The organism is Nonomuraea sp. NPDC059194 (assembly GCF_042754765.1).
In the GTDB taxonomy this organism is placed as follows: domain Bacteria; phylum Actinomycetota; class Actinomycetes; order Streptosporangiales; family Streptosporangiaceae; genus Nonomuraea.
On sequence record NZ_JBHZBH010000028.1, the window covers coordinates 95,722 to 110,680 of the forward strand.

A 14,959-nucleotide genomic window follows, 5' to 3' on the forward strand; every position below is an offset into this window, starting at 1 on the left:
TGAATTGTGTCAGGACTTCCCGCCCTTCAGGTCATCCGCAAATCCCTGGTCAGCTGCCGATCAGGTGGGACCGCACCTCGGCGGCGTGCCGTACCAGCGTGATGAGCACGTCCCGGCTCGACGCCCGTTTCCTGGCGTCGCAGATGACGATGGGGATCGACGGGTTGAGCTGGAGCGCGTGCCGTACCTCGTCGAGCTCGTACGTCGTCGCCCCCTCGAAGGCGTTCACCGCGACCACGAACGGCGTGCCGCGCTTTTCGAAGTAGTCGATCGAGGGAAAGCAGTCGGCCAGGCGGCGGGTGTCGGCCAGGACGACGGCGCCCATCGACCCCTCGGCCAGCTCGTCCCAGACGAACCAGAACCGCTCCTGGCCCGGCGTGCCGAACAGGTAGAGGACGTAGTCGCCGCTCAGCGTGATGCGGCCGAAGTCCATCGCCACCGTGGTGGTGCTCTTGGCCGCCACGCCCGAGGTGTCGTCCACGCCGACGCTGCGGTCGGTGAGGGTCTCCTCGGTGCGCAGCGGCTTGATCTCGGAGACGGCGCCGACCATGGTGGTCTTGCCCGCGCCGAAGCCGCCCGCGACCAGGATCTTGATCGCGGTCGGCATGCGCGGGTGGTCAGAGCGAGCGGAGACCATCGAGCACCGCCCTGTACATGTTCATGTCGTTCATGTCCGTCTCGTAGTGGGGGTCTTGCGCGGCGACGAGGTTGCGCTCGTACAGGTCTCCCAGCAGCACGCGGATCGTGTTGATGGGCAGATCCAGATCCGCTGCGATCTCGGAGACGGACTTCGGCTCGCGGCACATCCGCAGGATCGACAGATGTTCGGGATCGAGCCCCGCCTCGGCGCCGGGGGGTGACCTCAGGGTGAGCGCCATGGAGATCAGGTCGAAGGTGCCGGTGGTGGGCTGGGTCCGTCCGCGGGTCACCACGTAGGGCCGGATGATCTCCGGGTCGACCCAGTCGTCGTCAGCGGGCGCGTCCGGTCCGTTCACCGTTCACTCCCCGCGATGCGCGCCTCTGAGGTGAGGTACTGGCCGACGCGGGCGACGAGCATGGCCATCTCGTAGGCGACCAGCCCGATGTCGGCGGCCTGCCGGCACAGGACGGCCAGGCAGGCCCGCTGCCCGGCCACGCTGACGATCAGGAACCCGGACTTCCACTCGACGACCGTCTGCCGGACCGCGCCGCCGCTCACCTGCTCGGCGACGCCTCCGGCCAGGCTCTGCAGCCCGGAGGCCACGGCCGACAGGTGCTCGCCGTCGGCTCGCTCCAGCCCCGCCGAGGAGGCCATCAGCAGCCCGTCGGAGGAGAGCACGATGGCGTGTTCGGTCTCGTTGACCCTGCTGACGAGGTCGTCCAGCAGCCAGTTCAGATCCCGGCCCGCACTGCTCGTCACGTGTCATCCCCCGGCCGGTCGTCCCGCATGAGCTTGGCCGCCTCGGTTCTGCCGAGCCGGCTGCCGCGCTGCAGCGATCCCATCATCGCGCGGATCTCCTCCGGCGAGCGCTGGTCGTCCTCCTCCTCGGGGCCTGGTGGCGTGGCGGGAGTCTCGTCGCGCAGGGCGGGAGCAAGGTTGGCCTGGGGCACCCGAAGCGGCAGCCCCGACGGCGTACGGCTGGCCGGCGCCGCCTCCGGCATGCCGGAGGCCGGTGGCGCGGTGGTGCCAGGGGTTTGCGGCGCTGCCAAGGTCTGGAGCGGAGCCGGGCGGGTGGCCGTGGCGACCGCGCTCTGCCGGCGCGGCAGCTCCGTCGGCAGGTCGCTCTCGGGTTGCGCCGGGCTCGTCTCGACGAGCTGCTGCGGGAGCAGCACGACTACCGTGGTCCCGCCGTACGCCGAGGCGCGCAACACCACCTGGATCCCGTGGCGCTCGGCCAGGCGGCTGACCACGAACAGGCCCAGCCGCGCCGTCGTGCCGGAGATGCGGAACTCGGGCGGGTTGGCGATGCGCTCGTTGGCGGCGGCCAGGTCCTCCGGCTTCATGCCCAGACCGCGGTCCTCGATCTCCACCACGTAGCCGTTGGCCACGAGCTGCCCGCTGACCTGGACGGTGGTGTAGGGCGGGGAGAAGGAGGCGGCGTTCTCGATCAGCTCGGCGAGCAGGTGGATGACGTCACCGACGGCCCGGCCCACCAGCACGACGTCACCCATCGGCATGAGCGTCACGCGGGTGTAGTCCTCGACCTCGGCCAGGGCCCCGCGCACCACGTCGACCATGGGCACCGAGTTGCGCCAGGTGCGCGCCGGTGAGGAGCCGGACAGCACGATGAGGTTCTCGGCGTTACGCCGCATGCGGATGGCCAGGTGGTCCAGCCGGAAGAGCTCCTTCAGGTCTTCGGGGTCGGTCTCCCGCCGCTCCATCACGTCCAGCACGGTGAGCTGCCGGTGCACCAGTCCCTGGGTACGGCGGGCCAGGCTGAGCAGGATGTCGCGGATGCTCTGCCGGAGCTCGGCCTGCTCGGCGGCGATCCGGATGGCGGTCTCCTGCACCGTGTTGAACGCCTGGCCGACCTGGCCGATCTCGTCGGTGCCGAACTGCAGGGGCGGCGCCTCGACGGCGACGTCGACCTGCTCGCCGTGACCGATGCGTTCGACCACGCGGGGCAGCCGTTCGTCGGACAGCTCGTGCGCGGCGTCACGCAGCTTCTGCAACTGGGCGAAGAGCGCTCGGGCCGTGGTGACGGACAGGATGATCGACGCGATGACCGCGATGAGCCCGAGGCCGCCGGCCAACGCCAGCCGTACGATGACACCGGTCGCGACGGGGGTCGCGCGGTCGACGACGCGGTCTCCGGCGCCGAGCACCGTCGCGTTGAAGTCGGCCAGGGCCCGTTCGGTCGTGCTCTTCCACTGGTCGGCGCCGAATGGGATGGCGCCGGTGGCGCCGCCCCCCTCGGCGAGCAGGGTCTCGAGGCTCGCCAGCCGGGTGAACACCGGGCCCTCGACCAGTTTCTCGTAGGCGGCCCGCTCGGTGTCCGGCAGATCGGCGGCGGCCTGCTCGGCGACGATACGCCACGCGCCGACGGTCTTGGTGAACTGGGCGTGCTCCTCGACGCTCAACTGTCCTTCGGCGAGCGCTCCGGCCAGCAGGGCGTCCTCGCCGGCGAGGATCTCGCGCGCCCTGCTGAGCGCCAGCAGCGTGCGGATGTCCCTGGCGACCGTCTTGTCGTCGAGCGTCGCCAGCGAGCCGTACATCTGGAAGACGGAGTCGATGACGTCGGCGTAGGCCACGCTCGCCTCGATCCGGGTCATCCGCCCGGCGTCGACGGCCCGCCTCGTCGAGGCGAGGCTGCCGAGCTTCGAGAACACCGCGGCGAGCCGTTTCTCGCCGTCGTCGTCGGTGGCCCACTTGACGACGTCCGCGCGCGCCAGCTCCTCGAACTCCGCCCTGGTCCGGTCGGCGCGCTGGCGCTGGCTCTGCAACTCCTTGCGGGAGCGGGAAGACCGTTCGCCCAGCTCGATCATCGAGGCTCGGCGCTCACGCTGGAGCTCGACGAGCAGTGGCTCGCTCGGCCCGATCACGCTGCTGTCGAGCTGCGCGACCCAGAGGAGGTTGACGCCCTCGCGCAGCGTGACCCAGGCCGCGAACGCCCACAGCGCTGTCAGGGAGAGGAGCAAAGCCGTGACCTTGGTCCGCAGGCGTGAATTGCGGGGGGACATAGTACCTACTCTGCGAAGTCATGTGATCGCACACCGGCGCGGGCAACCGTGGGCACCTTAGCAAGAATCGTGATCTTCGCTCAAATTACAACCCTTTTTTCCTAGCGGTAATCCATATTTTGCGAAGATCGCGTATGGGTATAGTCGTCGCGTGAGCGGTCCCAGCCCAGAGGCATATTTCGACATCCGCAACGATCTCGCCGACCGCTTGCTCAAGGGGTCGCACCAGCTGGCCGGGGTTCCGGAGCCGGACAGGGCGGCCGTCCTGCGGGCCGCGCTCGACGCGGTGCCCGAGGCGGCCACGCTGCTGCGCTCCTCGCCGGTCCTGTACGCCGACGGCGAGAGCTCGGCCAGCAGACTCGCCTTCAGCTGCCTGTCGGCCGCCGCCACGTTCCCGCGTGCGCCCCGTGACCAGATCGCCGACCTCGGGGCGTTGACCGCCATCCTGTTCGGCGTCGACGACATCGCCGACAGCGTCGCCGGGCAGTGGTCCGAGCGCGACTTCGCGGCGTTCTCCGGCGCCCTTCCCTCGATCCTGTACGGCGAGGCCGACCCGGACGCCTTCGACGGCCCGGCGGGGGAGATCCTGGCCGTCTGGACGCGGTGGTGCGCCCGATTCCGCGCATACCCCGGCGCGGCGGCCCACGTACCGAATCTGGCCCGTCAGCTGGAGCTCGCCGGTACGGCCATGGCCCGCGAGCGCGCGTGGTCGGCGGGGCGGCCGTGGCCGTCGTACGAGGAGTATCTCGCCAACGGGTTGCTCACCATCCTGTACCCCACCTGGTGGGCGGCCGCCCTGGCCACCTGCGGTCCCGTCCCCGCCGATGCCGCGCACTGGACGTCGGTCGAGGCGGCGACCCATCTCGGCGCCTCATGTGTACGGCTGGCCAACGACATCAGGACCTTCGAGAGGGAGAAGGCCGAGGGCAAGCCCAACTCCATCAGCATCCTGCAGCGCACGGGCCTGAGCGAGGAGGCGGCGGTTCCCCTGGTCGCGGCCCGCGTCGACGAGCTGCAGACGGCCTTCGCGGCCGAGCTGGCGAAGGTGCCCGCCGAGCTGGAGGAGATCGCCGAAGGGCAGCGGCGAAGCGTGGCGTTCAACGGCCGCTGGTACATGGCCAGGGACACCCACGCCTACACCGTTCACGAACTGGCCGGAGACGTGGACAGCCACGGGGGTTAGCCCGATTCGGACAGACGGCCTGATCTGCCCCATACACGCGTTCACTATGCTGCAGTTGCAGCTCGGGGGAACTGATGAACGTGATCAATGGGGGACAGGCTCGGCGTGCCGGGCCGGCCGGCGTGATGCGCTCGCCACGGGAATGGCCCATCCAGGCCAGGATGACGCTCACCGCGGTGCTGGTGACCGGCGTGCTGGCCGGCGCCTTGTACGTGGTTCTCCTGATGCTGGTGAGGCACGATGCGATGGCCGGTGCGCGGCAGACCGCCGATCGGGTCGCGCACCGGATCGCCGTGGACGCCGAGGCCGGCCGGCTGGTCAATCCGCTCGTCATGACCCGGCCCGAGGAGATCGCCCAGGTGGTCGACCGGCGGGGCAAGGTGGTCGCCGCCAGCGAGGCGATCGCGGGGCAGGGTCCCATTCCGGCGAAGCTGCCGACTCCGCTGGAGATTCGCAAGGAGAGCTCGGTCTGCGGCTACCCGCGAGCCGGCGACCCGTGCATGCTGGCCACGACCTTCCGCGTCTTCCTCGGCGGGACACCGTTCACGATCATCGCCGCGGTGCCTGAGCCCGGTCTCCTGCCGCGGCCGGTGATCGCGGCGGTGTTCGGGACCGCCGCGATCGCGACGGTCACGCTGCGCGGTGTCTCCATGTGGTGGTCGGTGGGCCGCACGCTGGAGCCGGTCAAGGCGGTCCGCACGGAAATGGACCAGATCATCACCGCGACGGACCTGCATCGCCGCGTTCCGGTCCCTGGCCAGGCCGATGAGATCCAGCGGCTCGCGATCAGCGTCAACGCCACACTCGACCGCCTGGAACGCGCGGTCGAGCAGCAGCGCAGGTTCGTCTCCGACGTCTCCCACGAGCTGCGCAGCCCCATCACCGCACTGCAGACCGGGCTGGAGTCCGCAGCGATGTGCCCCGAGGAGACCGATGCTTCGGACCTCATCCAGCACGCGCTGGCGGCGACGGAACGCCTGCAGAACATCGTCGAAGACGTGCTGGTGCTGGCCCGTCGCGAGGCGCGCATCGCGCAGGAGACCGAGCGGTTCGACCTGGCGGCCCTCATCCGCCAGGAGGTGGCCCGCCGTCCCCGGCGGGTGCCGGTCAACGCCAAGGCGGACGATCAGGTGGACGTCGAAGCCAACCGCACCGGGATCATCCGGGTCATCACCAACCTGCTGGACAACGCGGCCAGGCACGCCGACTCCGTCGTCGAGGTGCGGGTGGCCCGTGACGGCGGCCACGCCGTGGTCGAAGTGCGGGACGACGGCGACGGCATCCCGGCCGCCAGCCGCGAACGCGTCTTCGAGCGGTTCGTCCGGCTGGAGGAGGGCCGTCGGCGGGATCCCGGCGGCAGCGGTCTCGGACTGGCCATCTCACGGGAGATCGTCCGCGACCACGGCGGCTCGCTGACCCTCGCCGACAGTGAAGAAGGGGCGTGCTTCGTCCTTCGCCTCCCCGCCGTCAGCCCCGGACCGGCTCCAGCCTCAGCATGACCTTCTCCTTGGGCCGCACCGACGCTCCCGGCACGGGGGTGAGCCGCTTCGGGTTGGTCAGCACCGGCCGGTATCTGCTCAGCAGGTTGGCGATCACGAGCGGGGCTTCGAGGTAGAACAGGTGCTGGCCGAGGCAGACGTGCGGGCCGGCGCCGAAGGGGAAGTAGCTGTAGCGGTGCCGCCGTTCGGCATTCTCCGCCTTCTCCGGCGCCCAGCGCTCCGGGTCGAACTCCAGCGGCCGCTCCCAGAACTCTCCGAGCCGGTGGGTCGCGTACGGGCTGACCAGCACCTGGGAACCGGCCCTGATCGGGACGCCGCCGATCTCGGTGTCCGCCACCGTCTGGCGGGGGATGATCCAGCCGGACGGGTAGAGCCGCAGCAACTCCTGCAGGACCATGCGGAGATACCTGAGCTTCGCGACGTGTTCGGGCCGGACCGGGCCCTCGCCCACGACCTCGTCGATCTCCTCCCGCAGCCTGGCGTTCACGTCGGGGTGCTCGTGCAGCACCGACCACAGCCAGGTCAACGACATGGCCGTGGTCTCAGACGCGGCGCCGTAGATGCTCACCAGGTCGTCGCGGACCTGCCGCAGGTCCGCCTCGCCGTCCTGCTCGATCCTGGCCCTGATCAGCGCGGAGACCACCTCTTTTGAGCCGGTGTCCTCCTGGCGCGCCTGCTCGATCAGCGGGTAGACGATCTCGTCGATCTTCTTCACGGCCGCGAGGAAGGCCCGGTCGCCCGGGACCTTGACGGAGTAGGGCACGAACGGGAACAGCAGCCGGAAGCCGATGGACGTGGCGCAGGTGGCGAACTCGGGCGCGAGCCGCTCGGAGGCCTCGCGGGTGATCCGGCCGCCGAAGAGCACCTTGATGACGGCCTGGTTGACGATCGTCGTCATCTGGTACCCGCCGTCGACGAGCCGGCCGGTCCGCGCGTAGTCGTCGAGCTCCTGGATGCACTCGGCGATGATGTCGGCCATGTCCTCGCCCAGGGAGGCGGTGTACCTGGCCGTGAACAACGGCTGCAGGATCTTCCTGCTGGAGGCCCAGCCCTCGCCCTCGCCCAGGATGCTGTGGCCGACCACGCGCCGCAGCGGCCGCCAGAACATGCCTTCGCGCACGAAATTGGTCCAGTCGGTTTTCAGCACCTGCTGGACGTGGTCGGGATGGGAGACCAGGTACGGCCGGAAGGGGCCGAGGTCGATACGGACGACCTGGCCCCCGGCCTCGGTGCCCATCTTGGACAGTTCGGTGACGGGGTCCCTCACCAGGCGAGGCAGGGCCCGGTGGAAGGGAAGCACTCGCGGCATCGTCACGGCAGTGCCCGCGTCTAACGACATGGCGTCCGTCCCCACTTCAGAAGCGACCTGGACCTCTCCCGGCATCCATAACTCTGTGTGAGTATCACACCCGCCCATATCTGATCAAGGTATGACAGATCAGGCAGTCGCCCTTTCCAGATATCGCCCCGAGTGAAACAGCAACGGCTCACCGTCCGTGTGGCCGAACTGCTCGACCTCGCCGATGAAGATCAGGTGGTCACCGCCCTCGTGGACGGTCACCGTACGGCAGGCGAAGCTCGCCAGCGTGCCGTCCAGCAGGGGGAGCCCACACGCCGCCGCCGTCGTGGCCACCCCCGCGAACTTGTCGGCCGCAGGCGCGGCGAACCGGCGCGACAGCTCGTCCTGGCCGGCCCCGAGCACGTTGACCGCGAACCTGCCCGCCCGCAGGAACAGGGCCGCGCTGGGCGCCCGCAGGGACAGGCACCACAGGACCAGCGGCGGGTCCAGCGAGACGGAGGTGAAGGAGTTGACCGTCACCCCTGCTCGCCGCCCGTCCCGCAGCGCGGTGGTGACCACCGCCACCCCCGTGGCGTACTGGCCGAGGGCCGCCCGCAGCGATCTCATGACAGGGCCTTCAGGTAGTCGCGGGCCTTCACCGGGTCCATGAACCACTCGTCGAAGTCGGAGGGGTCGTCGAAGCCGTTGACGAACCTGGAGGCGATCTGCGGCACCTGGCCCGCCGCCCCGAGCAGGTCGAGCACGTGCGGCGGCGGGGGCGCGAGCAGGGCGTTGGTCCACGCGGTCGCGTGCCTGGCCTGCGCCCAGTAACGCTCGAACGTGGCGGCCATCCACGCCGCGTCGAACGGCCGGTCGCCGTGCTCCAGCACGCTGTCGAGGTAGGCGGCCGCGCACTTGGCGGCGTTGCCCGCGCCCTGCCCGGTGATCGGGTCGTTGAGGACCACCACGTCGGCGACGCCGAGGACCTGGGCGCCCGAGGGCAGGGTCGCCACGGGCCGCCGCACGACGGGGGCGAAGCGTCCCGACAGCACCCCCAGCTCGTCGGTCAGCTCGACCCGCGCGCAGCGGGCGGCCTCACGCGGGAGGAAGGTCTCCAGCAGGCGGCGACTCGTGGCCAGGTGCTCGGCCGGGGTGCGCACGTCGCCCCAGCAGTCCATCGGCCCGCCCGGCACCCCCTCGAACACCATGATCTCGCAGGGCCCCGACAGCGTCAGCGCGGGGAAGACAAAGTACTCCCCGACTCCCGGGACGAGGTTGAAGCAGACCGCCGAGTGGCCAGGACGCGGTGCGAGACCGTGCACGTAGGTGAGTGCCAGCGCCCGCTGGGGCCTGTCGTACGGCGAGCGGGCGGCGTCGCGCTCGAACAGCGAGGCGATCTGCCCCTTGCCCGCGGCCACCAGCACCAGGTCGTAGCGCGCGGCGTAGCTCTCCAGGTCGGCGACCGTCGCCTCGTGCACGACCAGCTTGCCGCCGAGCCGTTCGACCTCCGCCATCCAGGCGGGCATCTTCAGCCGCTGGTCGACCGAGCGGGCCGGGACGTCCAGCCTGGCGGCCCAGTCGATGGCCGGGCCGTGCGGGCCGGGCACGGTGAAGGCGATGCCCTCGATCGGCGGGCTGGAGTCGGCCCACAGGTCGAGCCCGACGGCCCGCTCGTGGCCCAGGGCGGTGCCGAACATGGCCTGGCTGGAGGTCACCCGGCCTTCGCCGATCTGCTCGGGCGAGCGATCGGTGACCACGGTGACGTCGTAGCCGTTCTTCAGCAGGCCGACGGCCAGGTGCAGGCCCGCCTGCCCGGCGCCGACGATCAGGATGTCGCGCATGAAAGCACGTCCCTTCAAGGGGTGGGAGGGTGGGATCGGTAGGCGCCTGGTAAGACCGTACGGCCGGCGCCAGGGGCCGAGCCATCCGCTCAGCGCGGATACCGTCCACCTTCCGCACGATCTTCCGAGTGGCGCCCACCTTCGGCACGGTCGCCGCGCAGCGTGGCCGAGGGCGGCAGGCCATACCTCGCCCGATAGGCGGCGGCGAACCTCCCCTGATGGAGGAAGCCCCAGCGGGCGGCGACGCCGGTGACCGTACAGCGGGCCGGATCGCCCGCCGCCAGCTCCTCGTGCACCCTGTCCAGCCGCACCTCCCGCAGATAGGACATGGGGGTGTGGCCGAGGTGGCGGCGGAAGCCCTCCTGCAGCGAGCGGCCACTGACCGCCACGGCCCTGGCCACCTGCTCGGTGGTGATCGGCTCGTGGGCGTGCTCCCTGATGAACTCCACCGCCCTGCCCACGACCTTGGGCAGCGCGGGCGGCGTGGGGGCGAGCAGCCGTTCGCGGTAGGTGGACGGCTGCATGGTCAGCAGCGAGGACAGCATGGCGCTTTCCAGGTGCGCGACGGCCAGCGGCTGCGCGGCCAGGCCGTCGTCGTGTTCGGCCTCCCTGACGATCAGGTCGGCCATGCCGCGCCACGCGCGCGCCCAGCCCGTGCTCAGGTCGAGGCCCAGATCGAAGACCAGCGGCCGGTCCAGCGGCGCGTCCAGCAGCTGTTCCAGTGCCCGTTCGACGGCGGCCCGCTCGAACTTGACGATGAGCTGCGGGCAGCCGGCCGCCCAGCGCATGTCGAGATACTCCGTCGGCGAGGGCAGCGACGCCAGCTCAGGGGTGGAGACGATCTCCTGGTCGCCGCAGCGGATCAGGCTGCGGCCCGCCAGCGGGATCTGCACCAGGTAGAACGACTCCAGCTCACCCGGCTCGATGCGCACCGCTGCGGCGTAGTCGAGATAGCTGATCCGCACCGACCCCAGTTGCGCGGAGTTGAAACGCGCCGACAGCAGTGAGTGATCGCCCGCCAGGTCGAGCCGGTGCGGGCAGAACACCCGCGCCACCTGCTCGCGCACCTCGTCCAGATCGGTGCTGCGGAACAGGGGTCTGTTGGCGAGCAGGACCTTTCCCATCCGAGTGGCTCCCGTGCTCGTGCTCCGAGGGGTTCACGCTGATCGTGACGGGCGTGGGGGCGGTCGTCCACGTACTTGTACACAAAAGGGCTCGGCGTGTTATGCGGACGCGAGGTTGGTTCAGGACGAACATGGAATCTCAACGCTGTTCAGGGGTGATGGACGTGGAGCTCCGCCTGCTCTCCCGCGCGTACTCCGTCTGCCGGCTGCCGGCCGGCTCCGCCGCGCCCGCCCCGCCGCGCTCGGCCGAGCTGTACGGCGTGACCGTCACGGCCGAGGAGGTCTCGATCGTGTGCGCCACGGGCGACGAGCCGCCGGAGGCCAGGGTGGAGAGCGGATGGAGCGCGCTGCGGGTGGCGGGCGAGCTGGACTTCTCGCTCGTCGGCATCCTGTCCTCGCTGACCGCGCCGCTGGCCGAGGCGGGTGTCTCGGTGTTCGCGCTGTCCACGTTCGACACCGACTACCTGCTGGTGCGGACGGCCGACCTGCGGCGGGCCTCGAAGGCGCTGGAGGCGCGGGGGCACGTGATCAGCGGTGCCCTGTGATCCCTGTATAGTCTGACTCGTCAAGCGATGCGAGGAGGTGAGCCCGATGACCGACTTCAGCCCTGTCCGGGCACTCCTGGGAGCCGTGCTGGTCTGAGCCCCCGCCCAGGAGCGCCTATGTCACGCCAGCTTCTGGACGAAGGAACCATGACAGTCAAGCCTTTTCAGATCACCGTTTCCGATGACATCCTGACCGACCTGCGCGCCCGCCTGGCCCGCGCCCTCTACACCACCGCCTCGGACGACACCTACTGGGCGGCCGGCGTCGACCCCGGCTACCTGCGCGAGCTCGTCTCCTACTGGGCCGACGGCTTCGACTGGCGGGCGGCCGAGCGGGCGCTCAACGCCTTCCCCCACTTCGTCGCCGACGTCGACGGCAGGCGCGTGCATTTCGTGCACCTGCGCGCCCGGCGGGCCGAGGGCGCGCCCGAGCCGCTGCCGCTGGTCCTGACGCACGGCTGGCCGAGCAGCTTCGTCGAGATGCTGCGCGTCGCCCCGATGCTGGCCGACCCCGCCGCCTATGGCGGCGACCCCGCGGACGCCTTCGACGTGGTCGTCCCCTCACTGCCCGGCTTCCTGTTCTCCGACCTGCCGCGCGGCCACTTCACCCGCAGGGGCGTCGCCGAGACCTGGCACACGCTCATGACGAAGACCCTCGGCTACCGGCGCTTCGGCGCGTTCGGCGGCGACATCGGGGGCGGGGTGACGCAGTGGCTCGGCGCCCTCTATCCGGGCGAGGTCGCCGGCGTCCACATCACCTCCGCGGTGGTGACGACCGGCTTCGAGGAGAACCCGCCGACCCCGGAGGAGCAGGCGTTCCTCGACTCGCTCGACGCCTACGACGTCACCGACCAGGGCTACAGCGAGATCATGTGCACCAGGCCCGACACGATCGCCGCCGCCCTCATGGACTCTCCCGCCGGCCTGGTGGCCTGGATCGTCGACAAGTACCGCGACTGGAGCGACTGCGGCGGCGACCTGGAGAAGAGCTGGGACAAGGACACGATCCTGACGGTGGCGACCCTCTACTGGGCGACCGGCAGCATCGGCTCGTCCTTCCGGCAGTACTACGACTACGCCGGCAACCGGCCCGTCCCCCGGATCGGCGTGCCAGGAGCGGTCACGGTGAGCAACGAGCCCGCGTTCGCGAACTTCCCCCGCAGTCTCGCCGAACGGCTCTACGCCGACCTGCGCCACTGGAGCGTCCCGCGGCGCGGGGGGCACTTCATGGCGCACGAGGAGCCCGAGCAGGTGGCACGGGAACTGCGCCAGTTCTTCGGCACCCTGAGGTCCACCGCCTGAGTCTCCTGAACGAGGCGACGGGCCCGGTGGCCCGTCGCCTCGTCATTCAGCGGGCCAGGCCGTTCAGGATCGGCACCAGCTGCTCCTCCTCGTAGTCGAGGTGGGCCTCGAGCTCCGTGGCGAGGGTGTCGACCTCGGCCACGAGGACATCGTGGTCGAGGTCGTCGTCCGCCAGCAGCTCCTGCAGCCGCGCCAGCAGCCGGGCGACCACCTCGTGCTCGTCACGCAGCCGCTTCATGGCGGGGGCGAGCTCGGGGTGGTCGCGCTCCAGCGCGGGGAACATCCCGGCGTCCTCGTTGGTGTGATGGTAGTGCAGCCCCTGGCACAGGGTCAGGCAGTTGACGCGCAGCTGCGCCCCCAGCCCGGGCCCCGACGCGGCCACCTCCTTGCGGATCAGTGCGAGCTCCCTGCGGAACGCGCCGTGGATCGTCTTGAGCACCTCACCCATGGGCCCGGCGGGCGGTCCCGCGTGGATCGGGTGGAGGGCGACGACCGGGATGACCCTGCCGGTCCTGGCCTGGTACTCGGCCCATCCCCGGTCCGCCTCCACCGCGCGGGCGAACAGCCGGTCCCGCTCCTCGCCCTCCAGCACCACCGCGTCGGCTTCGTAGGTGAAGGCCCCGTCCTCGACGGTGGCGCGCGGGTGGGCGAGAAGGTTGTGGTACCAGGCCGGGTGGGCGTTCTGCCCCATCGCGGAGGCGATGACCAGCAGCCGGTCGCCGTCGGGCAGATAGCCGACCGGCGTCGTACGGCTGGCACCCGTCCTGGCGCCCTTGGTCGTGAGCAGGAGCAGCCGCGCCCCGTCGAAGGCGGCGACCTGGCCCTGGTTGGCGCGGAACTCGTCGATGATCTGCTGGTTGAAGTCGTTGGTCATGCTGTGTGTCTGCTCCAGATGTGGATGAGATCGTGGAAATGCCCGCGAGGCATGGAACGTCGACGCGTCGACGCGGGAAAAGGCCGCACGTGTGTACGGCGATGCGGGGAAGGCGCGCGGAAGCGCTACGCGGTCAGCCGCGTCCGGTGAACTGAGAAGTCACGACATCATCCCCCTGATACGGCGCCTCCATGCCACCGCCGTCCTCCGGGCCGGTGGCACGCGACATGAAGGTCATTACAGGCCCATCCGGCGAACCATGTCAAGGCGGATCGGAGGTAGAAGAACCTCTACCCCAGGTCGGTAACCAGCCCCACAGCCTTTCCCGAAGATGGCGGGCAAGGTCACCAGGACGATCAAGGGCTGATGAGTCGAGCCACGACCCCCTGGCCGGCGATCAGTGGGCCGGTCACCACCAGGTGGCTTTCGTGCGCGAGGAGATGTCAGGCGGCTTTGAGCGAGATCGGGGTGCGGCCCAGGAGGGTCCGCGAGGTGCGGGTGAGGTGGGCCTGGTCGGCGAATCCCGCCGTCGCGGCGGCCGAGGCGACCGACGCGTGGCCGAGGTGGGCGACCGCCGTGCGCAGCCGCGCCCACTGCCGCAGCCGGACGAGCGGGATCCCGACGGACTCCCTGACCAGCGCGCGCAGCCGCGGCGCCGACAGCCCCACCTCGCCCGCGATGGCGTCGATGGACGCCAGGTCGGCCGCTCTCTCCACCGCGTGGGCCACCCGCGGGTCGAGCGCAGGGCCAGGGCCCAGGAGTCTGACGAGCTCGGCCCTGGCAGGGTCGGCGCCGGAGGCCAGGGCGGCCCGCAGCCGCCGTACGGCATGCGGGTCGAGCGCCGTCATCTCCCGCCGGGGCCGCAGCAGCCACGGATCCACGAACAGGGCGGTGTAGGCGGAGGTGACGGAGGCGCTGTGGGCGAGCTGCGGCGGCACGAGCAGTCCGGCCGCCGAGACGCGTTCGGCCTGGGCCTGCCCCCGGTCCGGCAGGACCACCTTCCACGCCGGATGCAGGTGACGGGCGACGCTCGCGGGGCCGTCCTCGGCGAACACCGTCAGCCCGCCGGAGGCGAACACCAGCCGGCGATCGTTTCGTTCAAGCGCCGTGGTGGGCGCGGGGATGAGCATCGCGTCATGCACGATATCGCCAACATCGCTGACATCGCGGCCATCGCACTGGCGCTCTTCCTGATCGTCGTGGGGACCTCCCACTTCGTGTTCCCCGGCTACTTCCGCACCCTCGTCCCCGGCTGGTTCCCGTGGGCGGGCCTGGCCGTCGCCGCCAGCGGCGCGGCGGAGATCGCCGTGGGGGTGCTGCTCGCCGGGGGAGTGGTCGCCGCCGCGCCGGGCATCACGGCCGCGGGAGGATGGGCCGCCGCGGCCCTCATCACCGTCTATCTCGCCTCGCACCTCGACGCGCTACGGCATGCGCGCCCCGACCGGCCGCGGCTACTGGACCGGCCGGTCGGCGTCGCGGCACGGCTGGTGGTCAACGCCGCCTACCTCGGCTGGGCGGTCACGGTGGCGCTGACCGCCCCGTGACCCGCCACCTCAGCGGCCGATGGCCTTCATCCATGCCCTCGGGGTGCGCATGCTGCCGGTCTCGGTGGCGAGTACGGCCTGCGCCCGCCTGCCCCTGACCGCCCTGCC

The 14,959-nt window shown here is 70.8% G+C and carries 15 protein-coding genes; 5 read left to right on the top strand and 10 right to left on the bottom strand.

All coding sequences use genetic code 11. From position 1 onward, the window contains the following. Positions 1–49: 49 nt before the first annotated feature. The 4 genes from ACFXJ8_RS29785 to ACFXJ8_RS29800 are packed head-to-tail and all read right to left on the bottom strand — an operon-like array spanning position 50 to position 3,660. Positions 50–637, bottom strand: coding sequence for an ATP/GTP-binding protein (locus tag ACFXJ8_RS29785; protein WP_379647286.1), 588 nt, complete (start codon positions 635–637; stop codon positions 50–52). Next, positions 618–995, bottom strand: a complete 378-nt coding sequence (locus ACFXJ8_RS29790) for a DUF742 domain-containing protein (RefSeq protein WP_379647287.1) — start codon at positions 993–995, stop codon at positions 618–620. The genes ACFXJ8_RS29785 and ACFXJ8_RS29790 overlap by 20 nt, the downstream gene beginning before the upstream one ends. Then, a complete protein-coding gene (locus ACFXJ8_RS29795) occupies positions 992–1,399 on the bottom strand; it encodes a roadblock/LC7 domain-containing protein (protein WP_379647288.1) in 408 nt (135 codons plus the stop codon). Before ACFXJ8_RS29795 ends, ACFXJ8_RS29790 begins: the two co-directional genes overlap by 4 nt. After that, on the bottom strand, positions 1,396–3,660 hold the full coding sequence (locus ACFXJ8_RS29800) for a nitrate- and nitrite sensing domain-containing protein (RefSeq protein WP_379647289.1): 2,265 nt from the start codon (positions 3,658–3,660) through the stop codon (positions 1,396–1,398). Before ACFXJ8_RS29800 ends, ACFXJ8_RS29795 begins: the two co-directional genes overlap by 4 nt. Positions 3,661–3,811: 151 nt before the next feature. Here ACFXJ8_RS29800 and ACFXJ8_RS29805 point away from each other — a divergent pair, with 151 nt between their 5' ends. Further along, a complete protein-coding gene (locus tag ACFXJ8_RS29805) occupies positions 3,812–4,843 on the top strand; it encodes a terpene synthase family protein (protein WP_379647290.1) in 1,032 nt (343 codons plus the stop codon). 161 nt (positions 4,844–5,004) lie between these two features. Beyond that, on the top strand, positions 5,005–6,342 hold the full coding sequence (locus ACFXJ8_RS29810; RefSeq protein WP_379647291.1) for a sensor histidine kinase: 1,338 nt from the start codon (positions 5,005–5,007) through the stop codon (positions 6,340–6,342). On the opposite strand, the gene ACFXJ8_RS29815 is transcribed toward ACFXJ8_RS29810, so the two are convergent. From ACFXJ8_RS29815 to ACFXJ8_RS29830, 4 genes are all read right to left on the bottom strand, one after another. Further along, entirely contained in the window at positions 6,311–7,681 is a 1,371-nt protein-coding gene (locus ACFXJ8_RS29815; protein ID WP_379647292.1) for a cytochrome P450, read from the bottom strand. The genes ACFXJ8_RS29810 and ACFXJ8_RS29815 overlap by 32 nt on opposite strands. Positions 7,682–7,780: 99 nt before the next feature. Next, positions 7,781–8,248 carry a flavin reductase family protein gene (locus tag ACFXJ8_RS29820; protein ID WP_379647293.1) on the bottom strand — a complete coding sequence of 156 codons (468 nt, stop codon included), beginning with the start codon at positions 8,246–8,248 and terminating at the stop codon, positions 7,781–7,783. Next, positions 8,245–9,462, bottom strand: a complete 1,218-nt coding sequence (locus tag ACFXJ8_RS29825) for a styrene monooxygenase/indole monooxygenase family protein (RefSeq protein WP_379647294.1) — start codon at positions 9,460–9,462, stop codon at positions 8,245–8,247. The genes ACFXJ8_RS29820 and ACFXJ8_RS29825 overlap by 4 nt, the downstream gene beginning before the upstream one ends. Positions 9,463–9,551: 89 nt before the next feature. Continuing rightward, the gene (locus tag ACFXJ8_RS29830) at positions 9,552–10,586 is read right to left on the bottom strand and encodes an AraC family transcriptional regulator (RefSeq protein WP_379647295.1); all 1,035 of its coding nucleotides are present in this window, start codon (positions 10,584–10,586) and stop codon (positions 9,552–9,554) included. Positions 10,587–10,750: 164 nt separating this feature from the next. Between ACFXJ8_RS29830 and ACFXJ8_RS29835 the strand changes: the two genes are divergently transcribed. Together ACFXJ8_RS29835 and ACFXJ8_RS29840 are read left to right on the top strand one after the other, a co-directional pair. Continuing rightward, positions 10,751–11,131 carry an ACT domain-containing protein gene (locus ACFXJ8_RS29835; protein WP_379647296.1) on the top strand — a complete coding sequence of 127 codons (381 nt, stop codon included), beginning with the start codon at positions 10,751–10,753 and terminating at the stop codon, positions 11,129–11,131. A 147-nt stretch (positions 11,132–11,278) separates the two neighbouring features. Beyond that, the gene (locus ACFXJ8_RS29840) at positions 11,279–12,433 is read left to right on the top strand and encodes an epoxide hydrolase family protein (protein WP_379647297.1); all 1,155 of its coding nucleotides are present in this window, start codon (positions 11,279–11,281) and stop codon (positions 12,431–12,433) included. Positions 12,434–12,479: 46 nt separating this feature from the next. Here ACFXJ8_RS29840 and ACFXJ8_RS29845 read toward each other — a convergent pair whose 3' ends face one another. Both ACFXJ8_RS29845 and ACFXJ8_RS29850 read right to left on the bottom strand, forming a co-directional pair. Next, complete coding sequence (locus ACFXJ8_RS29845) at positions 12,480–13,307, bottom strand: nitroreductase/quinone reductase family protein (RefSeq protein WP_379647298.1); 828 nt, start codon at positions 13,305–13,307, stop codon at positions 12,480–12,482. 443 nt (positions 13,308–13,750) lie between these two features. After that, positions 13,751–14,449, bottom strand: coding sequence for a helix-turn-helix domain-containing protein (locus ACFXJ8_RS29850; RefSeq protein ID WP_379647299.1), 699 nt, complete (start codon positions 14,447–14,449; stop codon positions 13,751–13,753). Here ACFXJ8_RS29850 and ACFXJ8_RS29855 point away from each other — a divergent pair. Beyond that, positions 14,444–14,851 carry a hypothetical protein gene (locus ACFXJ8_RS29855; protein ID WP_379647300.1) on the top strand — a complete coding sequence of 136 codons (408 nt, stop codon included), beginning with the start codon at positions 14,444–14,446 and terminating at the stop codon, positions 14,849–14,851. The genes ACFXJ8_RS29850 and ACFXJ8_RS29855 overlap by 6 nt on opposite strands. Positions 14,852–14,959: the final 108 nt, after the last annotated feature.